Origin of the sequence: Streptomyces sp. NPDC047130 (genome assembly GCF_040643475.1) — a bacterium.
GTDB lineage: Bacteria > Actinomycetota > Actinomycetes > Streptomycetales > Streptomycetaceae > Streptomyces.
Genome location: NZ_JBEYUK010000029.1, coordinates 24,691 through 47,078, shown reverse-complemented (window position 1 = coordinate 47,078; position 22,388 = coordinate 24,691). Strand labels below are relative to the sequence as shown.

Below are 22,388 nucleotides of genomic sequence, written 5' to 3'. Positions count from 1 at the left end.
GCGCCGGAGGACGGCCGACGGCGGGAGGGTGGCAGCATGTTCGCGAACTTCACCGAGACCCGGATCGACACCGGGGACGCCTCGGTCTTCCTGCGCCACGGCGGGCAGGGGCCGCCCGTCCTGCTGCTGCACGGGCACCCGCGTACCTCCGCGACCTGGCACCGGGTCGCGCCACTGCTGGTGGACCGCGGCTTCACCGTCGTCTGCCCCGACCTGCGGGGCTACGGCCGCTCCCGCGGCCCGGCCCCCTCACCCGACCACAGCGCCCACTCCAAGCGGGCGATGGCCGGTGATCTGGTCACGGTGATGCGGGAGTTGGGGCACGAGCGGTTCCTGGTGGCCGGACACGACCGCGGCTCGTACGTCGCCCTGCGGCTGGCGCTCGACCACCCCGACGCGGTGACCCGCGTGGCGCTGCTGGACTGCCTGCCGATCAGCGAGCATCTCGCCCGCGCCGGGGCCGAGTTCGCCACCCGGTGGTGGCACTGGTTCTTCTTCGCCCAGCCGGACGTCCCGGAACGCGTCATCACCGCCGACCCGGACGCCTGGTACCGCGGCGACCCCGACGCCATGGGGGCGGAGAACCACTCCGAGCGGCTGGAGGCGGTCCGCCGCCCGGAGGTCGTGCGGGCCATGCTGGAGGACTACCGCGCCGGGCTCACCGTCGACCGGGCCCACGAGGAGGCCGACCGCGCGGCCGGGCGCCGTGTGCGCTGCCCGGCGCTGATCCTCTGGTCGCTGCGCGACGACCTCGAGGAGCTCCACGGCGATCCCCTGGAGATCTGGCGCGACTGGGCCGACGACGCCCGCGGTCACGGCATCGACTCCGGACACCACATGGCCGAGGAGGCGCCGGAGGCCCTCGCCGCGGCGCTCGGCGACTTCTTCGCCCCGCCCGGCGGCTGAGCCTCACGGCTGCACGCCGTGCTCGCCGGCGTGCAGGTGGGACCGCTCCCCGTTGTGGTCGAAGATGGTGAGGATCTCCACCGGGCCCTCGTGCGCCCGGATGGCATGGGGCGTCATGGTCGAGAACTCCGCGGCGTTGCCCGCCTGCACCAGCATCGTGCGGTCGCCGAGGTGCAGGCGGGCCGTCCCGGACAGCACCGTGAACCACTCGTGGCCCGGGTGCACCTTCAGGCTGTCGGGGCGGAACGGGAGATCGGGCGAGATCCGCATCTTGGCGACCGTGACCCCGTGCAGGGACGCCTCCCGGGACAGCAGCCACAGGGTGATCCCTGGGGTGTGCGCCGGCTGCGGGCGGATCACCACGTCCTCGTCGGACGGGGACTCGACCAGCTGGTCCAGCGTGGTGTCCAGCGCCCGCGCGATCGGGACGAGCTGGTCCAGCGAGATCCGGCGGTGCCCGGTCTCGATCCGGCTCAGACTCGACGGACTGAGATGGGCCCGCACCGCAAGGGCGTCGAGGGACCAGCCGCGGGCATGCCGCAGGCTGCGGATCCGTTGCCTGATCAGACCGTCCAGGTCGACTTCTTGCGTCATGAGCAAGAGTGTATGCCGATGAGGCATGGACCGCCTTACGGTGGACGGCATGACGCACCACGACGCACCCGCCCACGGCCCCCACCATGCTCACCCCGACCCGCACCACCGGCACGGTGAGCAGCCGCACGGCGAGCACCCGCACCACCACGGCGGTGACGCGGCCCACGGGCACCACCACGACCACGGGGGCGACGCCGCCCACGCCGGGCTGCTGGAACTCGAGGCCCGCGCCTTCGGACCGGCCCTGGAGGAGGCGCTGACCCGCGCGGTGACCGCCCTCGGCCCCTCCCGTCCCCGGAACGTCGCCGACCTCGGCAGCGGACCCGGGTATGGAACGCTCACGCTGGCGCGGCACTTCCCCGAGGCCCGGGTGACCGCCGTGGACCTGTCGCCGGCGATGCTCGACCGGGTCACGGCCGCGGCCCGTGAGGCGGGGCTCGGCGACAGGGTGCGCACCCTGCGGGCCGACCTAGACGCCGGCCTGCCCGCCGGCCTCGCCCCGCTCGACCTCGTCTGGGCCTCCTCCTCGCTGCACCACGTCGCCGACCCCGCGGCCCTGCTGCGGCACCTGCACGGGGCGATCGCGCCGGGCGGCCTGCTGGTCGTCGTCGAGTCCGACGGCATGCCGCGGTTCCTCCCGGCCGACGCGGAGGCCGGTCGCCCCGGCCTGGAGGACCGCTGCCGGGACATCGCGGCGCGGGCCGGCTGGAACGCCCACCCCGACTGGCGGGACGACATGGAACGGGCCGGGTTCCGGCCCGTCGAGCGCTGGACCGTCACCGCGGAAGGCCCGGCGGGCGAGGAGTCGGCCCACTACGCCCAGCAGGTGCTCGGCCGGTTCCGCGTCGCCCTGGAGGAACGGCTCGCCCCCGACGACCTCGCCGCCCTCGACCGTCTCCTCACCCCCGGCGACCCCGCCCACCTCGGCCACCGCCGCGACCTCGTCCCCCGCTCCGCACGCACGGTCTGGGCCGCCCGCCGGCCCTGACGTCCCCACCCCCCGCTCCCCACCCCCCCGCACCGACACGAAGGAGAACACCCATGACCACCGCCGAACCGCACGACACCACAGCCACCGCCGACGTCCTGGTCGTGGGCGGCGGACCCGCCGGACTGAGCGCGGCCGTCGTCCTGTCCCGGTCCCTGCGCGAGGTGATCGTGGTGGACGCCGGCCGGCCCAGGAACGCACCCGCCGCCGGCGCCCACAACGTCCTCGGCCAGGAGGGCGTCGCGCCCCTGGAACTCCTGGCCGCAGGCCGCCGGGAGGCCGAGGGGTACGGGGCCCGCATCGTCCAGGACCGCGCCGTGACCGCCCGCCGCACCGACGACGGCTTCCTCGTCACCCTGGCCGGCGGCGGCGCCGTGCGCGCCCGCCGGCTGCTGCTGGCCACCGGGCTCGTCGACGAACTGCCCGACGTCCCGGGCGTGCGGGAGCACTGGGGGAGCAGCGTGCTGCACTGCCCCTACTGCCACGGCTGGGAGGTCCGCGGCCGGCGGATCGCCGTGCTCGCCACCGGGCCGCACGCGCCGCACCAGGCCCAGCTGTTCCGTCAGCTCAGCGAGGACGTCACCCTCCTGCGGCACACCATGCCGGAACCCGAGGACGACACGTTCGCGCGGCTCGCCGCCCGCGGGATCCGCGTGGTGGACGGGACGGTGGAGCGCCTGGTCGACGGCAAGGGCGGCGCCCTGCGCGGCGTGCGCATGGCGGACGGACGGGAGATCGCGGCCGACGCCGTGGCCGTCGGCCCCCGCTTCCTGGCCCGCGGCGACCTCTACGAGCAACTGGGCGGCACACTCACGGAGCACCCGCTGGGGACCTTCGTCGCCGCGGATCCGCAGGGCCGGACGGAGATCGACGGCGTCTGGGCGGCGGGCAACGCCGCGGACCTCGCGGCCATGGTGACCGTCGCCTCCGCGGCCGGACTGATGGCCGGCGCCGCCCTCAACACCGACCTCGTCACGGCGTCCTGAGGGGCCGGCGCGCGGCACCGCGCCGGGCCGCGCGGGCGAGGGAACCGAGGCGCGGGGGAGCGGCGTCGTGGCAAGGGATGGATGATCACCGAGGAACGGAGAGAGCGATTTCCGACGCACCTGCCTTCGGACCCACCCGCCGCACTGTGTCGGCCCCCACCCGCCGCACTGTGTCGGCTCCCACCCGCCGCACTGTGTCGGCTCCCACCCGCCGCACCCTGCTGACCGCCACTGCGACGACGATGACCCTGCTCGCCGCCGGCCCCGCCGCGGCCGCCCCCGCCCCCGCTCCCCCGGACGACGCCCCCGGGACGCCGTCGGCCCTCCTGCGCGGACTCGAGGACCGGTACGGCGCCCGCGTGGGCGTCCTCGCGCGGAACACGGCCACCGGCGTCACCGTCCGGCACCGCGCCGACGAGCGGTTCCCCATGCTGTCCGTGTTCAAGACGCTCGCCGCCGCCGCGGTCCTGCGCGACCGCGACACCGACGGCACGTTCCTCGACCGGCGCATCCGCTACACCGAGGCCCAGCTCGTCGAGCCCACCGCCGTCTGCCGCGCCAACCTGGCCACCGGCATGACGATCCGGGAACTGTGCGACGCGGCCATCCGGTACAGCGACAACACCGCCGGCAACCTGCTCCTGCGGCAGATCGGCGGCCCGCACGGCATCACCCGCTTCGCCCGCTCGCTCGGCGACACGGCGACCCGGCTCGACCGGTGGGAGCCCGAGCTGAACTCCGGCGAGCCCTGGCGCGAGACCGACACCACCACGCCCGCCGCCATCGCGGAGACCTACGCCCGGCTGGTGCTCGGCGGCGCGCTGGAGCGGGCCGACCGGGAGCTGCTCACCTCCTGGCTGCTGGGCAACATGACCGGAGACACGCGGCTTCGGGCCGGCCTGCCGCCGGAGTGGACGGTCGCCGACAAGACCGGCGCCGCCGACACCTACGGCTCGCTCAACGACGTCGCCGTCGTGTGGACCGAGGACGGCACGCCCCTGGTGATGGCCGTCCTCACCACCAAGCCCGACCGGGACGCCACCCGCGACGACAGACTGCTCGCCGACGTGGCCGAGATCCTCAAGGACGCCCTGCGCTGACCCCCGCGGGAGCGCGGGCCCCCGGCCGTACCCCGTCCGGCGGCGGGGCCCGCGCGGCCCCCGACGGGCGGCGGCACACTGGGTCCCATGGACAGCGCGCCGACGACCTGCGCGCCGCGCACGACACCGACATGGAGAACCCCGCCGGCGCATGACCTCGGGCGGGACGGTTACCCCGCTCCCATGAACACGCACGCAAGCACCCCCGCCCCCGGCGAACCCGGAAGCCGCCGACCGGTCGCGCTGGTCACCGGCGCCTCCCGCGGCATCGGCTTCGAGCTCGCCCGGGAGTTCGCCGAACACGGCTACGACCTGCTGATCAACGCCGAGGACGAGGCCGTCGAGGAGGCCGCCGCACGGCTGCGGGAGAGCGGCGCGGACGTGCGCGCGATCCGCGCCGACCTCCGCGACCCGGAGGCGGTGGCCCGGGTGGCGGCCGTCGCCGGGGAGTTCGCGGTGGACGTGGCGGCACTCAACGCGGGCGTCGGAAGCGGCGGCGCCTTCGTCGACACCGACCCGGACGACGACCGCGAGGTGATCGACCTCAACGTGACCTCCACGGTCCTGCTCGCCAAACCGCTGCTGCGGCGGATGGTAGAGCGCGGGGAGGGACGGATGCTCTTCACCTCGTCCATCGCCTCCCTGTCGCCCGGCTCCTTCCAGTCCGTCTACAACGCCTCGAAGTCCTTCGTGCAGTCCTTCGCCCAGGCGCTCCAGGAGGAAGTGAAGGACACCGGCGTGACTGTCACCTCCTTCATGCCCGGCCCCACCGACACCGACTTCTTCCGCCGCGCGGGCATGGAGGACACCAGGATCGGCACCATGGAGAAGGACGACCCCGCCCAGGTGGCCCGGCAGGCGTTCGAGGCCGTCACCAAGGGCCGGAAGAAGCTGGTCACCGGCTCCGCCCAGACCAAGGCCCAGGGCACGGTGCAGAAGGTGATGCCGGACAAGGTGAAGGGGCTCTTCCACCGGAAGATGGCGGAACCGGGCACGGGCGACCCGGGTTCGGGCGAACCGGATTCGGGCGACCCGGGTGCGGGCGAGGACAGGCCCGGTCGCGGACCCGCGTAGGCCGCGCGGCCGGTGCAGGGCCCGGGTCGGGCCGGGCCCGCGCAGAGTCCGGGCCGGGCCCGCGCAGCGCCCGTGCGGGCCCCGCGCAGCGCCCGTGCGGGCCCCGCGCGGTGACCGGGCGGGGTCCCGGCCCGTGCTGACCCCGCCCGGCCACGATCCCGTACCCGGTCAGTGACGCCGGTGGCCCAGGGCCGCCCGGACGTCGGCGAGGTCGACGAACGCGAAGCCGGTGGCCTCCCGCTCCTCGTCCTCCGGCGAGACATGGCCGTCCTGCACCACCAGCAGGCCGTGCGGGTAACGGCTGCCCAGCGGGGCGTCCAGCACGGCCGCGCCGTCGCACTCCTCGACGCCGTCCAGGGCCTCGTCCCCGGAGGCCGCCACCACGCGGAAACCGCCCGCGTACCGGCCGCGGTCGTACACGGCGAAGCTGTCGTCGCCCTGACTGGAGGCGAGCAGCCTCGCGGGGCCGCCCGCGCGGCCGGGCAGCAGCGTCAGGCCCTCCACGTCGGCGGCGAGGCGGGCGCCGCCGAAGCCGGGGTCCGCACCGCTCGGCAGGCACTCGTCGCTCACCTCGTCGTACCGGGCGGGCACGCCGAACTCCCGCACCCTGTCGACGAGTTCCGGCTTGCCGCGCAGGTCGGCGGACAGCCGCCAGACGCCCACGTCCTCCTGGCCGGCGTAGAGCGTGCCGGTGGCCGGGTCCACCACCATGCCCTCCACCTGCGGCAGTTCGCCGGGCTCCCCGCACGGGGACCAGGCACTCCCGTCGGGCAGGCGGAAGCCGGCGGGCAGGGACAGGGTGCGGACCGTGCGGTAGCCGACCGTGCCGGAGCCGGTGGCGGTCAGCTCCAGCAGCGCCAGCTCGGTGGTGCCGGCGCGGCTGACCACGGCGTAGGAGCGGCCCGAACGCCGGTCGGTGTACGCGGCGAGCCCGTAGGCGGTGCGCCCCTCGTTCACCTCCTCCTGCGAGTCGGTGAAGATGCGCGGGGCCGCGGGGTCGGTGACATCGGTCAGCGGGGCGCCGGCGGCGTCACCGTCGATCCGGTGGATGCGCAGCCGGTCGCCGCCCCGGTCGCTGGTCACGGCCAGGTCCGCCCGGCCCGACGACAGCCGCAGGCCGTGCACCAGGTCCACGTTGTTGAAGCGGCCGGGGGCGTCCGAGGGGGAGGGCGCCGGAGGGGCCGCGACGGCCTGCACCTCACGGGCGTCGAGGTCGTAGACCCGCAGCCCGCCCTCCTTCACCGCCGTGATCACCAGGCTGCGGTCCGGGTCGGCCGCGTTCCGCCAGATCGCCGGGTCGTCGGCGTCGGCGTTGCCGCCCTCCTCGTCGTCGAAGACCGCCGGGGTCTGCGCGCGGGGCGCCACCCCGGGCAGCTCGCCGCCGGACCTGCCGTCCGCTCCGGCGGCCGGGGCCGCGCCCAGCGTGGCTGCCACCACCGCCACGGCGGCGGCCAGGGAAGCGGCGGAGAGGATGCGCGGTCTGCTGCTGGTCGTCACAACTGGCTCCCGGTTCACAGGGGTCGACGTCCGGACGGACAGCGGGAGCGTGCCCGCCGTCCGTGCGCTCCGGACGTCCGCCGGCCGCCCGGGAGACGACGGGCAGGTGAACGGGGCGCGTCGACGCCCGCGATCAGGCGTCGAGTTCGGCCGCGAGCCAGGCCCGCACCTTGTCGGTCGCCTCGTCGGTGATGTCGCGGTAACCGTCGTGCTTCGTCAGGTACTTGGCCACGTACGGGCAGACGGCGACCAGGCGCATGCCGCCGGCGCGCACGTGCTCCAGGGCCTCGCGGACCAGGATCGAGGCCAGGCCGCGTCCGGCGAAGGCGTCGTCGACCACGGTGTGGAAGAAGACCCGCCGGGAGCCGTGGTCGCGGAACTCGGTGAAGCCGGCGACCGTGCCCTCCACCAGGATCTCGTAGCGGTGCGCCTCGGCGGCGAGACGGACCTGGGTGGTCTCGTCCGGGGCGGGCGGGGTCTGCGGCACGGGGTTCCTCCGCGGCTGGAGACGGATGTTGGGCAGGGCCGGTGCGGGCAGCCGGTCACCGGGGTAGCCCTGGACGACGCCGAACCGGTCGGAGTGCGCCTCCCACCCGGCCCGCGCCTCCGCGATCTCCTCGTGCGAACGGCCCACGAAATTCCACCACATGACGATCTCCTCGCCGAACGGCGGGCCGCCCAGCAGGATCACCCGCGCGGACTCCTCCGTGCTCGGGTTGGCGATGTCGACGGTGGTGCGGCCCGGCGCCAGGTAGCCGAGCTCGGCCGGTGCGAGACGGCTGCCGCCCGGGAAGGTGAGGGCGCCGGCGTCCAGCAGCAGGCCGTGCTCGAAGCGCTCGTCCACCGGCAGGCTCAGGGTCGCCCCCGGCGCGAGGATCAGCTCGGCGCCCAGCAGCGGGGTGTACGTCGGCACCGGGGAGACCTCGCCGAGCAGCGAGCCGAGGAACACCCGGACCTCGCCCGCGCCGCCCGGCAGCTCCACGCACCGCGGTACGTGGTGGCGGAAGTCGCGCGGGGCGTCACGGTGCTCGGCGGGCAGCGCCACCCAGAGCTGGACGCCGTGCAGGACCGTGGTCGACGGGGTGGACACCTCGGTGTGCGCGATGCCGTACCCGCCGGTCATCAGGTTCACCTCGCCCGGCCGCACCATGGCGTGGCTGCCCAGGCTGTCGCGGTGCTCGATCTCGCCGGTGAACAGCCAGCTCACCGTCTGCAGCCCGGTGTGCGGGTGCGGGGCCACGTCCATGCCGCCGGTCACGGCGACGTCGTCCGGGCCGTAGTGGTCGGCGAAGCACCAGGCGCCGATCAGCGAACGGGCCCGCTGCGGCAGCGTCCGCCGCACCGTCATCGCCCGTGGGCCGCCCAGCGGGACCGAGCGCGGCGTCAGGATCTCCACCCGCGTGGAGGGCCCCGGGGCGGACGTGCACAGCACCTCCGGAGGATGCACCTCGGTGTTGCTCATCTGCCCCGCCTCGCTTCCGCCCGTGATCGTTCCTCCCGGCCATCGTATGCCCCGCAGGACCTGCGGGCGGCCGGCGTCGTCAGCCGAGTATCTCGACGTAGCCCTCGGTGCCGTGCACCCGGATCCGCTGCCCGTCCCGGATCAGCCGGGTGGCCCCGTCCACGCCCACGACGGCCGGCAGCCCGTACTCCCGGGCGATCACCGCCCCGTGGGTCATCAGCCCGCCCACCTCCGTCACCAGGCCCGCGACGCCGACGAACAACGGGGACCAGCCGGGGTCGGTGAAGGCGGTCACCAGGATGTCGCCCGCCGCGAGATCGGCCTCCGCCAGGTCGAGCACCACGCGCGCCCGGCCCTCGACGGTCCCGGCGGACACCGGCAGCCCGGCCAGGGCGCCGTCCGGTAGGTCGTCCCGCCGGTACGACCCGTTGACGGCCTCGCCCTCCGAGGTGAGGACCCGGGGCGGCGTGAGCGCCTGGTACGCGCGGAACTCCTCCGCGCGCCGCCGGACGAGCCCGTGGTCCACCCGGTGGGTGCGCACCGCCTCCTCGAACTCCTCGAAGGTGAGGTGGAAGACGTCCTCGGCGTCGGCGATCACCCCGGCCCGCACCAGGCGTTCCGCCTCCGCCGTCAGGGCCCGCCGGTAGAGGAAGTAGCGGCGGACGATGTCGTACTTCGGGTACTCCCGGTACCCGATGAAGGTTCTGACCCGCTCGATCGTCCGCCGGGTCTCGTCCGCCTTGCGGTCGCCGTCCGGCAGGGCGCGCAGCCGCGCCAGGACGTCCCGCTCCTTCTCCAGGGCCTTCGCCCGTCCCTCCGCGAAGCGCCGTGCGGCGGCCCCGGGCCCGAAGTTCCTGACGTTGTCGAGGATCGCGGGCAGCAGCGTGGACGGGCGCTCGCGCCACCGGGGCCTGGTGATGTCGATCTCGCCGACGCACCGCACGCCGTACCGGTCGAGGTAGGCGTCCAGGGCCTCGCGCGCCTCGGGACCGCCCGGCAGCTTCACCAGCTCGTCCAGGAAGTCCTCGCCCTCGACGTCCGCCAGGAAGGCCACCACCTCCGGGTGCGGGCGGATCGCGTCCGCGACGTCGAGCAGGGCCAGGCCCATCTCCGAGGTGATGTTGCCCGGCGCCGACAGGGTCAGCGTGTCGGCGGCGTTCCGCTCGCCCAGCCACTCCAGCAGCCGGTCGTTGAGCCACCAGGTGGCCTCCATGCCCGCCATGATCACCTGATGGCTCAGCGGATCGCCGAGCACCTGCCTGTGCTCCTCGAACGCCTCCCGCAGGAAGGCGAACAGGGCCGGACCGCTCCGCGTGGCGAGGGCGCGCTCCAGGGCCGCCAGCGAGGCCTCGCTGCGTCCGACCAGCTCGGTGACGACCGCCGGATCGGTCTCCAGCGGGGGAGGCGGGGCCACCGGGCCACCGGCGGGCGGGCCCGCGGGGGCCGGGTCAGGGAGCGACGGGACGAAGCCGTCGCGCGCGAGCACGGTCTCCAGGGCGTCCCTGACCAGCGGGTCGCCCCCCACCCTCGTCGCCTCCAGCAGCGCGGCGCGGCTCGCGGGCGAGGCCAGGCGCCGGGTGACGTCGACGAAGAGCCTCCCCCCGGCCTCGTGCATCGGGATCAGGGCCGTCGTCCGCCACAGGGAGAGTCCCAGGGCCTTCATGGGGTCGGTCATCATCTGCCCGTGGCCGACGGACACGTACACGTGGTTCTCCCCGTCGCCGGCCTCCGGGACCGGGAAGAGGGTGGTGATCGGCCGGCTCTGCACCAGGGCGAAGCCGTCGCCGACCAGGCACCATTCGATGTCCTGCGGGCTGCCGAAGTGCGCCTCCACGCGGCGCCCGAGCTCCACCAGCCGCAGCACCTGCGCGTCCGTCAGCGCCGGCACCCGCTGCCGCTCGGCGCCGACCTCCACGTCCCGCGTGCCGCCGCCCGGCAGGGCGAGCACCGCACGGTGCTTGGCGTTGACCGTCCTGGCGACGACCTCGCCGTCCCGCACCCGGTGGACGTCCGGGTTCACCAGGCCGGAGACCAGCGCCTCGCCGAGGCCGAACCCCGATTCGACGGTGGCGACCTTCCGGTTCCCCGTGACCGGATCGGCGGTGAACAGGACGCCGGAGGCGCTGGGCCCGACCATCCGCTGCACCACCACCGCCATGCGCACCTCGCGGTCGTCGACGCCGTTGCGGCGGCGGTAGGTCACTGCGCGCCCGGTGAACAGCGAGGCCCAGCACCGGACGACGTGCCGGAGCACCTCCGCACGCCCCACCACGTTCAGGTACGTGTCCTGCTGGCCGGCGAAGGAGGCCGTCGGCAGGTCCTCGGCGGTCGCGCTGGAACGGACGGCGTACGCGGCCCCGTCGCCGTACCGGGCGAGCGCGCCGGTGATCTCCGTCGCGACGTCGTCCGGGACGGCGATCCGCTCGATCGCCCGGCGGAGGGCGGCGGCCGACTCACCGACCGACTCCCGGTCGGCCGGGTCCATGCGGGAGAGCCGGTCGATCCGCTCCCCGATCGACGGCTCCTGTGCCAGGGCCCGCCGGAAGGCGTCCGTCGTCACGCAGAACCCGTCCGGCACCCACACCCCCTCGACGCGCGACAGCGCGCCCAGCCGGGCGCCCTTGCCGCCGACCGACGACCGGTCCGCCGCGTCGACGGCGCGAAGATCCAGCACGTACTGCTCGCTCACAGGGACACCTCCGGAAACCGCCGTGCCCGGTGCACCACGGTGTGATCGGACCACGGATTCTGCGGCCCCCGCGGGGGCTTGTGGCAAGCCCCCCGGTGCGCTATAAGTTGAGCACGGCAAGGAGAGCGCTCTCCTTGCCTTTCGTTTTTCCCGCGCGCGCCCGACGAGGCCGACGCGCCGCACGAACGCCGGGCGGAGCCGGCGAGGAGGGGACGACGGGATGCGGGCGGTCACGGCGGAACAGCGCCGGGCGAGGCTGGGCCGACGGCACCTGCTGGCACCCGGGGAACGGGCCGAGGACCCGGCCGGGGCGGCGCGGGCCATGGTGGCGCTGCACGGCACGGACCCCTCGTCGGTCCACCTCTCCTGCTGGGCGCGGACCGCCGACTGCGGCGTCGCCGAGGTGGAGCGCGCGCTCCACGACGACCGGACCCTGATCCGGCTGACGGCGATGCGCCGCACCGTCTTCGTCACCACCCCCGACCGGGCCGCCGTCCTCCAGGCCGCCTGCTCCCGCGAGGTCGCGGCCAAGGAACGACGGAAACTGATCACGCTGCTCGCCGACTCCGGCCTCGGCGGCGGCACGGAACCCGGCGCGCGGCGGTGGCTGGCCGGGGCCGAGGAGGCCGCGCTCGCCGCGCTGCGGCAGCGGGGCGAGGCCACCGCCGCCGAACTCGCCGCCGACGACCCCCGTCTGGCCGAACGGGTGGTGCTCGCCAGGGGCAGCCGCAACGAGGCCCGGGCGAGCGTCGCCGCACGGCTGCTGCTCCTGCTGGCCGCGGAGGGCCGGGCGGTGCGCGGGCGGCCCCGCGGGTCGTGGACCTCCCACCGCTACCGGTGGTCGCCGCTGGAGCGCTGGTGCCCGCAGGGACTCGCCGACCTCCCGGCCGCCGACGCCGAGACCGAACTGGCCGGGCTGTGGCTGCGGGCCTTCGGACCGGCGCCCGCGGAGGACCTCCAGTGGTGGACGGGCTGGACCCTCACCCGGACCAGGAAGGCCCTGGCCGGGCTCGACCGGGTGGAGGTCGACCTCGACGGCACGACGGGACTGCTGCTCGCCGACGACCAGGACGACGTGCCGGAGCCCGAGCCCTGGGCGGCCCTGCTGCCCGCCCTGGACCCCACGCCGATGGGCTGGCAGCGGCGCGAGTGGTTCCTCGGGCCGCACGGCCCCCGGCTCTTCGACCGGGCGGGGAACATCGGGCCGTCCGTGTGGTGGAACGGCCGTGTCGTCGGAGGCTGGGCCACCGACGCGGACGGTCGCGTCGTGCACCGCTTCCTCGAGGACGTCGGAGCCGACGCCCGCGCCGCGGTGGCCGCCGAGGCCGACCGCCTCACCGCCCTCCTCGGCGGCACCCGCATCACCCCCCGCACCCGCGGCCGCACCTGGCTCGAGGAGGAACTGGCCGCGACCGGCGGCTGACCGCGCGGCCGGACCGGGGCGCGTCGTCCTCCGCCGTAGAGGGCGAGGTCGCGGAAGGCATCGAGGGCCGCGTCGACGGTTCCGCGAGCCCGCACGCGCTGCCGGGTGCCGGGACCGCGTGACCCCCGACCGGGGAAGGAGGCCGTCGACGCGGGCGCCACCGACCGCTGGACGGGCCCGGCCCTCGCGGACCGGGCGTTGTCGGTGGTGGCCCGTAGCGTGAAGGGCGTCACCTGACCGACGACCGACGGGGGATGGGCGCCATGGAGTTCACGATCGAGCGGAGCGCGCTGGCGGAGGCCGTGGCCTGCGCGGCCCGGTCGCTGCCGGCGCGCTCCGCGGTGCCGGTGCTCGGCGGCCTGCTGCTGGACGCCCGCACCGGCCGCCTCCGGGTCTCCGGCTTCGACCACGAGGCCTTCGCCGAGACCGGCGCCCCCGCCGACACGGCCGCCGAGGGGCGCGTGCTCGTCCTCGGCCGCCGTCTGGCGGACATCTGCAAGGTGCTGCCCGAGGGCAGGGTCGCCTGCGCCCTGGAAGGCTCCCGCTTCACGGTCGAGGGCGGTGGCACCCGGTTCGGCCTCTCCACCCTGCCGCTGGAGGAGTACCCGGCGCTGCCGGCCCTCCCGGAGATACGCGGCCAGGTCGACGCGGCCGAGTTCGCGGTCGCGGTCGGCCAGGTGGTGGTCGCCGCCGGCCGGGACGACAGCCTGCCGGTCCTCACCGGCGTCCGGCTCCGCGCGCACGGCGACCGGCTCACCCTCAGCGCGTCGGACCGCTACCGCTACGCCGTGCGCTCCCTGCCGTGGAAGCCCGAACCCGACGCGGCCGCCGACGACCTGGAGGCCGTCCTGCCGGGAAGACGGCTCACCGACCTCGCCCGGGCCGCCGCGCGCTCCGGGACGCTGCGGCCGGGGCTGAACGCGGGCGGCGGCAGCGGACTGGTCTCCTTCGAGGCGGCGGGCCTGCGCAGCGCCCTGCGGCTGCCGGAGGGCCGACTCCCGCGCTCCGACAAGCTGTTCGCCCTCGACGACCCCTCGGTGGCCCTGGTGGAGCGCGGGCCGCTCGGCGAGGCGGTGCGCCGGGTAGGCGTGGTCGCCGAGCCCAACAGCCCGATCCGCCTGGACTTCTCCGCCGACGGACGCCTGCTGCTGCAGGCCGGGTACGAGGACGACGTGGCCTCCCAGCGGATACCGGCCGCCCTCACCGGGGCGCCGGAGGTGTCCGTCGCCTTCAACCCCCAGTACCTCCTCGACGCGCTCCAGACCTTCACCTCCGACCGGATCCGCTTCGAGCTGCTGGGCCCCGGGCAGCGCGTGCTGCTGAGCGGCGTGCCCGGGGACGAGGACGCCTCGCGCGAGGTGACGCACCGTCATCTGCTGATGTCGGTGCGGCAGTTGGCCTGACGGTCGCCGGGGACCCGCCGCGGGGCGGCCGGCCCGGCGGGCGTAGGGTTCGATCTTCCCGCCCCCGGTGACCGTCGGCACGGTCGTCCGGGGCCGGCGTTCCCGTCCTCGGCCGTCACCGGCCCCGTTCCGAGAGGGACCATGCGCCAGACCGTCATACCTTCCAGGACCGCCCGCCCGGTCGCCGTGCTCGCCCTCGCCCTGCTGGGGGCGACGGCCTGCGGCTCCGCGCCCGACACCGGGACCGACGGCACCACCGCGTCCGGCTCCCCGGCGGCGGCCGCCCCGCCGGAGGCGCTGAGCACCCTCGCGGACCTGACCGGCGACTGGGAGGGCGGAAACGCCCAGCGCGCGATGGAGCAGCTGGGCCAGGACACCGACGTCCGCTTCACGGACGCCACCGGCGCGGACCGGCCGGTGGAGGACCCCGCCCTGTGGACGGTCTGCTCCGCGCACCAGCTCGGCGGGGACGGACGCGTGGTGTACCAGTTCGGTGTGGTCCGCACCGACGAGAAGTGCTGACGGCGGGAGCCTCGGGCGCGTCAGTCCATCAGCCCCGCCGCGACGGTCGCGCCCAGCTCCCAGCACGCCTCCGTCCCGACCTTGCCCGGCTCCCCGGTCACCGTCACCGGTTCCGCGACGCGCCTCCAGCCCAGCCCCGTGGTGATGGACTCGACGGCGCGCGCCGCGCCGGTCACGTCGTTGTTGCCGTGCAGGTAGTACCCGAACGGGCGGCCACGGGTGGCGTCCAGGCACGGGTAGTAGACCTGGTCGAAGAAGTGCTTGAGGGCGCCGGACATGTAGCCGAGATTGGCCGGCGTGCCGAGCAGGTAGCCGTCCGCCTCCAGGACGTCCGAGGCGGTCGCCGCCAGAGCCGCCCGCCGGACGACCCGGACGTTCTCGATCTCCGGGTCGCTCGCCCCGGAGACGACCGCCTCGAACATGGCCTGGCAGCTCGGCGAAGGAGTGTGATGCACGATCAGCAAGGTGGGCACGGCCCCATTGTCCTCCCTCCCGCCCGGTGGAACGATGCCGCCATGACCCAAGCCGACGGCGGCACCGCCCGCCCCCGCCCCGAGGCCCTCTTCGACGCCCTGGGCGCCGAGTACGAGAAGGCCTTCGCCGGCTCCGAGGCGCACCACGCCTCCCTGGAGTGGCTGCTGGGGCGGCTCGCCCCGGGCAGCAGCGTCCTCGACGTCGGCAGCGGCACGGGCCGGCCCACCGCCGAGGTGCTCGCCGCCGCCGGACACGACGTCCTGGGGGTCGACGTCTCACCGGTGATGGTCGAACTCGCCTCCCGGCAGGTCCCCGGCGCCCGCTTCACGCTCGCCGACGTCCGTGAACTGCGGCTCGACGACGGGTCGTTCGACGCCGTGACGGTGTACTTCTCGCTGCTGCAGATGACCCGCGAGGAGCAGGAGGAGCTGGTGGGCCGCCTGGCCCGCGCCGTCCGGCCCGGCGGCGCGGCCGTGCTGGCGACCGTGCCGGTGGACGTGGACGACGTGCCGCACGCCTTCATGGGCCACCCGGTGCGGGTGAGCAGCTTCGCGGCCGACGGCTTCGCGGAACTGGCCCGGCGGACGGGCCTGCGGATCGTCGAGGAGCGGTCCGTGCTCTTCACCCCGGCCCACCCCGACGGCGAGCCCGAGCCGCACCTCTACCTGCACTGCGTCCGGGACTGAACACCGCCCGCGTCCCGCGGAGCACCAGGACGGTCCGGGCCGGCGGCCCGCGCGACGGAGCGGCGATGCGGGTCGCCCCGCCGGGCACATGGTTCCATGAGCACGTCGACGAGGCCGTCGAACAGGCCGTGCCGCCGAGGTCCCCGAGGCTCCGGCCCCACGCGCCCCACGGCCGGGAACGGGAAGGAACGCACGTCATGAGCCGCACCATGCTGGCGGGCCGGATGAACTTCGCCACCAGGACCTTCGCCGTCAAGGAGGTCCCGGTCCCCGACCCGGGACCCGGCGAGGTGCGCGTGCGGGTGCGCGCGGCAGGCGTGTGCCTGTCCGACGTCCACCTGATCGAGGGCCTGCTGCGCCCCATGCTGCTCCAGGGCGACGAGGTCACCCTCGGGCACGAGGTGGCCGGCGAGGTCGACGAACTCGGCGCGGGCGTCGTCGGCGTCGAGCCCGGCACCCGCGTCATCGTCGGCGCGGGCAAGCACGTCGGTGACGTGGTGTGGACGATGGGCGTCGACTACGACGGCGGCTGGGCGGAGTACGTCGTCGCCCCCGCCGAGGTACTGCTGCCGATCCCCGCGACGCTGCCCGACGAACAGGCCGCGATCATCCCCGACGCGGTCTCCACCCCCTGGGGCGCCATCGAGTGGACCGGGCGCATCAAGGCCGGCGAGTCCGTGGGCGTCTGGGGCGTCGGCGGACTCGGTGTGCACGGGGTGCAGCTGCTGCGGTTCATGGGCGCGGCGCCGATCGTCGCCGTCGACCCGGTGGAGGCGGCCCGCGAACGGGCCCTGGAGTTCGGCGCCGACCTCGCGCTGGACCCGGGGGACCCGGACTTCGACGCGAGGATCGCCGCCGCCACCAAGGGGCTCGGACTGGACGCCGCCATCGACTTCGCGGGCGTCGCCCCGGTGCGCGTCCAGGCACTCAAGGCCCTCGGCGCGGGCGGCCGGCTGGTGCTGGTCGGCATCAGCGGCGGCGCGCTCACCGTGGAGAACGACGGCCGGTTCCAGTACGCGCGCAAGCAGATCCTGGGCCACTACGGTTCCGAGCCGCGCCACGTGGCGGACCTGGTCCGGCTGAGCGAACTGGGACGCCTGGAGTTCTCCCGGTCGGTCAGCGGCACGCTGCCGCTCGCCGAGGCGGCGCGGGCGGTGGAGCGTCTGGAGGCGAAGCAGGGCAACCCCATCCGCCTGGTGCTCATCCCCTAGACCAGTGGTGCTCCGGCGCGTCCTCGCCCCAGGACCAGGAGCCGAGCATCCGGCCCAGGGGCGTGAGGACGTCCCGCTCCAGCCAGGCGAGATGCCCGGCGTCGAAGTTCCGGGGCCGGGCCTCCACCCACATGACCAGGTACAGGTAGGCGCGGTAGAGCGCCAGGCGTTCCCGGGCCGCGGCGTCGAACGCCACGGGACCGCCGGCGGCGCGGTAGCCGCCCAGGAAGGCCTCGTCCCGGGTGATGTCGTGGAGGAGGCCCAGCGACACGAACTCGGCGACGGGGTCGCCCCAGAAGGCGCGCTCCGCGTCGATCAACGCGGTGACGCGCGGCCCGTGCGGTCCGCGCTCGGCGAGGATGTTGCCGTCCCACAGGTCCCAGTGGACCAGCCTGGGCGTCGTCACCTCGTCGAGCACGTCGCTCCGCGTGCCGAGGATCTTCCGGATCTCGTCCGCGGGCCGGGGCAGGGAGACCGCGAACCGGCCGGCGTCGTCGAGCACGGCGTCCACCATCTCCAGGAAGGCGTCACGCCAGACCGGCCGCAGCGGGCCGAACGGGAGCGCCGGAAGCCCGAACCCGTCCGAGCCGGTGACGGAGTGCAACGCGGCCGTGTGACGGCCCAGTTCCCGGCGCAGCCGCGTCCGCCCGGCGGCGTCGACCTGGTTCCGCAGCTCCTCCCAGGGAGTGCCGGGGCATTCGGCCGTCACCAGATGGTCCCCGAGGCCCGAGCCGCCCGGCGGGCTCACCGCCAGCACCGTGGGCACGGGGACGGACGTGCGCTCACGGGCCGTCCGCAGGTACCAGGCCTCGGTGGCGAGGATGCCGCGTTCGTGGCGCAGCACGGGCCGGTCGGGAGCCGGCGCCAGCTTCACCACCAGCCCGGCGCCGTCCGCCGTCCTGACGCGGAACACGGAGCTGAACGTGCCGCCGCCGAGCATCCGGCAGTCGGTCACCTCGCCCCACCGGACCCCGGCGTCGCGCAGCGCCGCGACGAGCCGTTCCCGCCGCCGCTCCTCCGCAACGGTTTCGGACATGGTGCGTTCCCCCTTCGGGTCGCCACCCCGCGCCGATGGCTCCGCCATCCTGGCAGCCGCCGCCGCGCGGGGGGAAGAAGCGTGCCGCCCCCTCGGTTCCCGTGCGCGACCGTGCGCGACCGTGCGCGACCACCCGTGACCGTCCGCGCCAGCCGTCACCGAACCGGTCCTCGCCGTCCCCTCCTCGGCCGGCCCGGGCCCACGCGCAGCACGCCGCCGACGGGACCTCCGTCACGGCCGGGGATCATGGACGCCGAAGCCGGCGCACCGCCCCCTCCTGCCGAAAGGACCCGCCATGCCCCGTCCGACCGCTCTCGTCGTCCAGAACTTCCCCGGTGGCGGCCCCGGCCGCTGGCAGGACTGGCTGGGGGAGACCGGCCTCGACTGCGAGGTGGTGGAGGCCCACACCGGCGCCCCGCTGCCCGACGGCCTGGCCGGCCGGTACGCCGCGCTGGTGATACTCGGCGGCCCGCTCATGCCCGACGACGACGCACGCGCCCCCTGGCTCCCCGCCGCGCGCGCCCTCGCCCGCGAGGCGCTGGGCAGCGGCCTGCCCTACTTCGGCATCTGCCTGGGCGGCCAGCTCCTGGCCCAGGTGGCGGGCGGGGAGGTGCGCGCCGAGCACGGCACCCCGGAGGCGGGCAGCACACCGCTCACCCTGCTGCCCGCCGTCGTGGACGACCCGCTCTTCCACGGCCTGCCCGAACAGGTCACCGCCATCGAGCACCACGTGGACGCCATCACCGTGCTGCCGCCCGACGCCGCCTGGCTGGCCCGCTCCACGACCTGCCCCCACCAGGCGTTCCGGGTCGGGTCCACCGCCTGGGGCGTCCAGTTCCACCCCGAGGTCGCCGCCGAGCGGATCGCCCACTGGAACCCCGACCGGCTGGCCCGCAACGGCTTCGACCACGGAGAGCTGCTGGAGCGCGCCCGGCGCGACGAGCCGGCCGCCGCGGAGGTCTGGCGCACCGTCGCCCACCGCTTCGGACGCCTGGCCGCGAACCGCGGGTGACCCGGGCGGGCGGGGACGCCCACGCCCCGGCGCACGCCCCGGCCCACGCCCCAGCGCGGCGCCCGGAGCTCCGGCACCAGGGGAGTCGCGGCGCCCGGGGAGTCCGGGAAGCCGCCGGGCCCGGACGCGCCGGAGCCCCGGCCGGCGGCGCGGACGCCGGGGGCCGGGGCTCCGGGGACGGGCGGGCCGGGCGTCAGCCGAGGAACACCGGGAACGCGGTGAGGTCGTTCTGCGTCATCACCGGCAGGTTCTGGATCTCCTCGTCCGCCACGGCCATCCGCATCCGCGGGAAGCGCTCGAACAGCGCGGGCAGGGCGATGGCCGCCTCCAGACGGGAGAGGGCGGCGCCCGGGCAGATGTGCGGGCCGTGACCGAAGGCCATGTGACGGATCGGCAGCTCGCGGGTGACGTCGAAGCTGTCCGCGTCCGCGCCGTGCTGCTCGGGGTCCCGGTTGATGGCCCGGTAGGACATGACCACCCCGTCGCCCCGGGGGATCACCGTGTCGCCGACGGTCAGGTCCTCCGTCGGGAAGCGCATCAGCAGGTGGGTGTTGGCCGGGTCCCAGCGCAGCGTCTCCTCGATCACCGCCTCCCAGGAGACCTTGCCGGACAGCACCAGTTCGAGCTGGTCCGGGTGGTTCAGGAGGGCGCGGGCCGCGCTGGTGATCAGGTCGATGGTGGTCTCGTGCCCCGCGGCCACCAGGGCCTTCAGGTTGCCGAGCACCTCGTCCTCGCCGAGCGGCTCACCGCCCTCCTCGCTGTGGATCAGCGCACTGAGCAGGTCGTCGCCCGGGTTCGCCTTCCGCTCCCGGATGAGGTCGATGTACCACCGGTCGAAGGTCTCCAGGATCTCCAGCCGCTCCTCGTGCGGGGTGAGCATCGAGAAGAACCGCTTGTAGCCGTCGGCGAGCCACGGCTGGCTCTCCTCCGGCACGTCCAGCAGCAGGCACACCACCTGCATCGGCAGCGGCTGGGCGAAGACCGCCTTCATGTCCACCGGCGCGCCGTCACGGCCCGCCTCCTCCATCGCGTCCAGGAGCGTGCGGGTGAAGGCGGCGATGTCGTCGCGCAGCGCCTCGATGCGTCTGGGCGTCAGCGCCTGCGCGGTCTTGCTGCGCAGCCGCCGGTGGTCGGCGCCGTCCACGGTGAACATCGAGCGGCCCGCGTCGATCATGGTGATCAACGGCCACTCCCGGGTGACGACGCCCTCCCGCCACAACCGCCACGCGTTCAGGTCCTTGACGAGGCGGGGGTCGAGCAGCAGCTCACGCGCCACGGCGTGCCGGGTCACCGACCAGGCGGGCACGCCCAGCAGATCGATCGGCACGACCGGACCGGCCGCGACCAGCCGGGCGGTCTCGCCTGCCAGGTCCCGCACCATCGGGTCGATGACGATGGGGTCGACGGTCGTCGTGGCGCCGGTGTACGGGCACTTCATCGATGGTCTCCAACGGTCCGGACGGCGGTGAAACGCACGGGCAGCGACGTGAAGCCCCGCATGAACGGCGAGGGCCGGCGCTCCAGGGACTCGGCGGGGACCGTCAGTTCCAGGTCGGGAAGCCGGTCGAGGAGCACCTCGATGCCCGTCCGGGCGATGATCTCGGCGATCTCCTGGGCGGGGAAGGGGCAGCGGTACTCGCCGTGGCTGAAGGAGAGATGGGCGCTGTTGCCGGACGCCACCACGTTCCGGTCGGCCGACAGGTCCTGGCGCACGTGCGGGTCCAGGTTGGCGCCGCCGTACCCGAGCAGGATCAGGTCGCCCTCCCGCAGCACGCGTCCGCCCAGCGTGGTGTCGCGGGCGGCCCACCGGTTGGGCAGCATCTGCGAGGGGGTGTCCTCCCAGAGCACCTCGTTCATGGCCTGGGCGATGCTGTGCCGGGCCCCGCCCAGCGCCGTCGCGAACCGCACGTCGGTGAGCATCAGCCGGATCGAGTTGCCGATCCAGTCCGTCGTCTGGAGGTAACCGGCGGCCACCACGGCTCGCAGGTCCCAGACCATCTCCTCCTCGGTGAACGGCGCGTCCGCGCCGCTGTCGTGGGCGAGCATCCGGGAGGCGACGTCCGGTCCGGGCAGCTCCCGCTTGGAGCGCAGCAGCTCCCGCATGCACTCGCCGTACTCGTCGTTCGCCTTCTGGGCGTCCGGACCGGCGTCGGAGAGCCGCTGGATGATCCGCGCGATGCGCGGGCCGTCCTCGTCCGAGAAGCCGCACAGCCGCGCCAGCGTCAGGGTGGGCAGCGCCACGGCGAACTCCTCGACCAGGTCCGCCTGCCCGCGCCCGCAGAAGGCGTCGATCAGCCGGTCCGCCAACTCCTCGACCTCGCGGCGGAGTTCGAAGGTGTCGGTCTGCTCGAGCACCGCGTTCACCAGCCGGGTGTGACGACGGTGCTCCTCGCCCACCGTGAAGTACACGCAGGGCACCCGCTCGCCCAGCATGGGCCGCAGCGGCCAGTCCGCCGGCACGTTCGGCCACTGGTTCCAGAGGCCGGCGTCCCGGGGGAAGAGCTCCGGATCGCTGGTGACCTGGTGCAGCTCCCGGTAACCGATGACCAGCCACGCCGGGAAACCGGCGAACTCCACCGGCACCACCGGGCCGAACCGGGCCCTCAGGTCCCGGTACTGGGCGTGCGGCGCGGTGTGGAAACGCTCGTCCGCCAGCAGGTCCACGGGGCAGACGCCGCCGTGCGCTGAGGTTGGGGCAGGGGTGTTCATCCGGTCCTCACAGGGCGGGGGCCGTCGCGCGGGCCCCATGAAGGGTCTGCAGATGCTCGGCCAGCGTCAGCAGGACCTGCTTGCTGGACTCCCGGGACCGGGCGTCGCAGTCGACCAGGGGGATGCCCGGGTCCAGGTCCAGGGCGTCCCGGACCTCCTCCAGGCTGTGCGGAGGGCCGCCGAAGTCGTTGCGGGCCACCACGAACGGCGTGCCGTGGTGCTCCAGCCGGTCGATCGCGTACCACGACTCGTCGAGACGGCGGTCGTCGACCAGCACCACCGCGCCGATGGTCCCGGCGAACAGGCGGTCCCACAGGAACCAGAACCGTTCCTGGCCGGGGGCGCCGAACAGGTAGAGCACGGTCTCCTCGTCGAGCGTGATCCGCCCGAAGTCGAAGGCGACCGTCGTTCCGGTCTTGTCCGGTACATGGCGCGTGTCGTCGGTGGGGACGCCGGCCCGCGTCATCGTCTCCTCGGTGTTGAGGGGACGGATCTCGCTGACCGAACGGACCATGGTCGTCTTGCCGACGCCGAAGCCGCCGACGACCACGATCTTCAGGCCGTTGCTGGCCCGGTCGCCGAGCGGAGCGCGCGGCTCGTCGGGCACGGGCCG

20 protein-coding genes and 1 pseudogene are annotated in these 22,388 nt (G+C 75.0%); 11 read left to right on the top strand and 10 right to left on the bottom strand.

Annotation, left to right across the window (positions count from 1 at the left end):
- Positions 1 to 36: 36 nt before the first annotated feature.
- Complete coding sequence (locus tag ABZ836_RS26275) at positions 37 to 906, top strand: alpha/beta hydrolase (protein WP_361146100.1); 870 nt, start codon at positions 37 to 39, stop codon at positions 904 to 906.
- 3 nt (positions 907 to 909) lie between these two features.
- On the opposite strand, the gene ABZ836_RS26270 is transcribed toward ABZ836_RS26275, so the two are convergent.
- Positions 910 to 1,500 carry an XRE family transcriptional regulator gene (locus ABZ836_RS26270; protein WP_356132063.1) on the bottom strand — a complete coding sequence of 197 codons (591 nt, stop codon included), beginning with the start codon at positions 1,498 to 1,500 and terminating at the stop codon, positions 910 to 912.
- Between the two features lie 49 nt (positions 1,501 to 1,549).
- On the opposite strand from ABZ836_RS26270, the gene ABZ836_RS26265 reads away from it, so the two are divergent.
- The 4 genes from ABZ836_RS26265 to ABZ836_RS26250 all read left to right on the top strand — a co-directional run bounded on the left by ABZ836_RS26265 (position 1,550) and on the right by ABZ836_RS26250 (position 5,651).
- Positions 1,550 to 2,491: a class I SAM-dependent methyltransferase gene (locus tag ABZ836_RS26265; RefSeq protein WP_361146096.1), complete on the top strand. Its 942-nt coding sequence runs from the start codon at positions 1,550 to 1,552 to the stop codon at positions 2,489 to 2,491.
- A gap of 53 nt (positions 2,492 to 2,544) precedes the next feature.
- A complete protein-coding gene (locus tag ABZ836_RS26260; RefSeq protein WP_361146094.1) occupies positions 2,545 to 3,477 on the top strand; it encodes an NAD(P)/FAD-dependent oxidoreductase in 933 nt (310 codons plus the stop codon).
- 242 nt (positions 3,478 to 3,719) lie between these two features.
- On the top strand, positions 3,720 to 4,577 hold the full coding sequence (gene bla / locus ABZ836_RS26255; RefSeq protein WP_361146171.1) for a class A beta-lactamase: 858 nt from the start codon (positions 3,720 to 3,722) through the stop codon (positions 4,575 to 4,577).
- A gap of 183 nt (positions 4,578 to 4,760) precedes the next feature.
- Complete coding sequence (locus ABZ836_RS26250) at positions 4,761 to 5,651, top strand: SDR family NAD(P)-dependent oxidoreductase (RefSeq protein ID WP_361146091.1); 891 nt, start codon at positions 4,761 to 4,763, stop codon at positions 5,649 to 5,651.
- Positions 5,652 to 5,819: 168 nt separating this feature from the next.
- Here the strand turns inward: ABZ836_RS26250 and ABZ836_RS26245 are convergent, their stop codons facing one another.
- The 4 genes and pseudogenes from ABZ836_RS26245 to rph form a co-directional block, all read right to left on the bottom strand.
- The gene (locus ABZ836_RS26245; protein ID WP_361146168.1) at positions 5,820 to 7,073 is read right to left on the bottom strand and encodes a phytase; all 1,254 of its coding nucleotides are present in this window, start codon (positions 7,071 to 7,073) and stop codon (positions 5,820 to 5,822) included.
- Between the two features lie 208 nt (positions 7,074 to 7,281).
- Entirely contained in the window at positions 7,282 to 7,635 is a 354-nt protein-coding gene (locus tag ABZ836_RS26240) for a GNAT family N-acetyltransferase (protein ID WP_361146165.1), read from the bottom strand.
- Positions 7,636 to 8,610, bottom strand: a pseudogene (locus ABZ836_RS26235) (pirin family protein); the annotation flags it as partial.
- A 79-nt stretch (positions 8,611 to 8,689) separates the two neighbouring features.
- Entirely contained in the window at positions 8,690 to 11,299 is a 2,610-nt protein-coding gene (gene rph, locus ABZ836_RS26230) for a rifamycin-inactivating phosphotransferase (RefSeq protein ID WP_361146089.1), read from the bottom strand.
- Positions 11,300 to 11,519: 220 nt separating this feature from the next.
- Here rph and ABZ836_RS26225 point away from each other — a divergent pair, with 220 nt between their 5' ends.
- From ABZ836_RS26225 to ABZ836_RS26215, 3 genes are all read left to right on the top strand, one after another.
- The gene (locus ABZ836_RS26225; RefSeq protein WP_361146086.1) at positions 11,520 to 12,722 is read left to right on the top strand and encodes a winged helix DNA-binding domain-containing protein; all 1,203 of its coding nucleotides are present in this window, start codon (positions 11,520 to 11,522) and stop codon (positions 12,720 to 12,722) included.
- 263 nt (positions 12,723 to 12,985) lie between these two features.
- The gene (dnaN, locus tag ABZ836_RS26220) at positions 12,986 to 14,125 is read left to right on the top strand and encodes a DNA polymerase III subunit beta (protein ID WP_361146083.1); all 1,140 of its coding nucleotides are present in this window, start codon (positions 12,986 to 12,988) and stop codon (positions 14,123 to 14,125) included.
- 141 nt (positions 14,126 to 14,266) lie between these two features.
- Positions 14,267 to 14,647, top strand: a complete 381-nt coding sequence (locus tag ABZ836_RS26215) for a hypothetical protein (RefSeq protein ID WP_356132086.1) — start codon at positions 14,267 to 14,269, stop codon at positions 14,645 to 14,647.
- Positions 14,648 to 14,667: 20 nt separating this feature from the next.
- Here ABZ836_RS26215 and ABZ836_RS26210 read toward each other — a convergent pair whose 3' ends face one another.
- Positions 14,668 to 15,120 carry a flavodoxin family protein gene (locus tag ABZ836_RS26210; RefSeq protein ID WP_356132089.1) on the bottom strand — a complete coding sequence of 151 codons (453 nt, stop codon included), beginning with the start codon at positions 15,118 to 15,120 and terminating at the stop codon, positions 14,668 to 14,670.
- 42 nt (positions 15,121 to 15,162) lie between these two features.
- Between ABZ836_RS26210 and ABZ836_RS26205 the strand changes: the two genes are divergently transcribed.
- Entirely contained in the window at positions 15,163 to 15,807 is a 645-nt protein-coding gene (locus ABZ836_RS26205) for a class I SAM-dependent methyltransferase (protein ID WP_361146079.1), read from the top strand.
- Positions 15,808 to 16,004: 197 nt separating this feature from the next.
- The gene (locus tag ABZ836_RS26200) at positions 16,005 to 17,018 is read left to right on the top strand and encodes a zinc-binding dehydrogenase (protein WP_361146076.1); all 1,014 of its coding nucleotides are present in this window, start codon (positions 16,005 to 16,007) and stop codon (positions 17,016 to 17,018) included.
- On the opposite strand, the gene ABZ836_RS26195 is transcribed toward ABZ836_RS26200, so the two are convergent.
- Positions 17,008 to 18,054, bottom strand: coding sequence for an aminoglycoside phosphotransferase family protein (locus tag ABZ836_RS26195; RefSeq protein WP_361146074.1), 1,047 nt, complete (start codon positions 18,052 to 18,054; stop codon positions 17,008 to 17,010). The genes ABZ836_RS26200 and ABZ836_RS26195 overlap by 11 nt on opposite strands.
- Before the next feature lie 295 nt (positions 18,055 to 18,349).
- Here ABZ836_RS26195 and ABZ836_RS26190 point away from each other — a divergent pair, with 295 nt between their 5' ends.
- Positions 18,350 to 19,066, top strand: a complete 717-nt coding sequence (locus ABZ836_RS26190; RefSeq protein WP_361146071.1) for a type 1 glutamine amidotransferase — start codon at positions 18,350 to 18,352, stop codon at positions 19,064 to 19,066.
- Positions 19,067 to 19,259: 193 nt separating this feature from the next.
- Here ABZ836_RS26190 and ABZ836_RS26185 read toward each other — a convergent pair whose 3' ends face one another.
- The 3 genes from ABZ836_RS26185 to ABZ836_RS26175 are packed head-to-tail and all read right to left on the bottom strand — an operon-like array spanning position 19,260 to position 22,382.
- Positions 19,260 to 20,504, bottom strand: coding sequence for a cytochrome P450 (locus ABZ836_RS26185; RefSeq protein WP_361146068.1), 1,245 nt, complete (start codon positions 20,502 to 20,504; stop codon positions 19,260 to 19,262).
- Positions 20,501 to 21,775: a cytochrome P450 gene (locus ABZ836_RS26180; protein WP_356132105.1), complete on the bottom strand. Its 1,275-nt coding sequence runs from the start codon at positions 21,773 to 21,775 to the stop codon at positions 20,501 to 20,503. The genes ABZ836_RS26185 and ABZ836_RS26180 overlap by 4 nt, the downstream gene beginning before the upstream one ends.
- 7 nt (positions 21,776 to 21,782) lie before the next feature.
- The gene (locus ABZ836_RS26175; RefSeq protein ID WP_356132108.1) at positions 21,783 to 22,382 is read right to left on the bottom strand and encodes an ATP/GTP-binding protein; all 600 of its coding nucleotides are present in this window, start codon (positions 22,380 to 22,382) and stop codon (positions 21,783 to 21,785) included.
- Positions 22,383 to 22,388: the final 6 nt, after the last annotated feature.

Bases quoted from the DNA above. Each gene is read 5' to 3' on its own strand.
- dnaN (WP_361146083.1), top strand. From the start codon at position 12,986: ATGGAGTTCACGATCGAGCGGAGCGCGCTGGCGGAGGCCGTGGCCTGC.
- bla (WP_361146171.1), top strand. From the start codon at position 3,720: ATGACCCTGCTCGCCGCCGGCCCCGCCGCGGCCGCCCCCGCCCCCGCT.
- ABZ836_RS26205 (WP_361146079.1), top strand. From the start codon at position 15,163: ATGACCCAAGCCGACGGCGGCACCGCCCGCCCCCGCCCCGAGGCCCTC.
- ABZ836_RS26200 (WP_361146076.1), top strand. From the start codon at position 16,005: ATGAGCCGCACCATGCTGGCGGGCCGGATGAACTTCGCCACCAGGACC.
- ABZ836_RS26185 (WP_361146068.1), bottom strand. From the start codon at position 20,504: ATGAAGTGCCCGTACACCGGCGCCACGACGACCGTCGACCCCATCGTC.
- ABZ836_RS26260 (WP_361146094.1), top strand. From the start codon at position 2,545: ATGACCACCGCCGAACCGCACGACACCACAGCCACCGCCGACGTCCTG.
- ABZ836_RS26270 (WP_356132063.1), bottom strand. From the start codon at position 1,500: ATGACGCAAGAAGTCGACCTGGACGGTCTGATCAGGCAACGGATCCGC.
- ABZ836_RS26190 (WP_361146071.1), top strand. From the start codon at position 18,350: ATGCCCCGTCCGACCGCTCTCGTCGTCCAGAACTTCCCCGGTGGCGGC.
- ABZ836_RS26215 (WP_356132086.1), top strand. From the start codon at position 14,267: ATGCGCCAGACCGTCATACCTTCCAGGACCGCCCGCCCGGTCGCCGTG.
- ABZ836_RS26250 (WP_361146091.1), top strand. From the start codon at position 4,761: ATGAACACGCACGCAAGCACCCCCGCCCCCGGCGAACCCGGAAGCCGC.
- ABZ836_RS26225 (WP_361146086.1), top strand. From the start codon at position 11,520: ATGCGGGCGGTCACGGCGGAACAGCGCCGGGCGAGGCTGGGCCGACGG.
- ABZ836_RS26180 (WP_356132105.1), bottom strand. From the start codon at position 21,775: ATGAACACCCCTGCCCCAACCTCAGCGCACGGCGGCGTCTGCCCCGTG.
- ABZ836_RS26275 (WP_361146100.1), top strand. From the start codon at position 37: ATGTTCGCGAACTTCACCGAGACCCGGATCGACACCGGGGACGCCTCG.
- ABZ836_RS26195 (WP_361146074.1), bottom strand. From the start codon at position 18,054: ATGTCCGAAACCGTTGCGGAGGAGCGGCGGCGGGAACGGCTCGTCGCG.
- ABZ836_RS26265 (WP_361146096.1), top strand. From the start codon at position 1,550: ATGACGCACCACGACGCACCCGCCCACGGCCCCCACCATGCTCACCCC.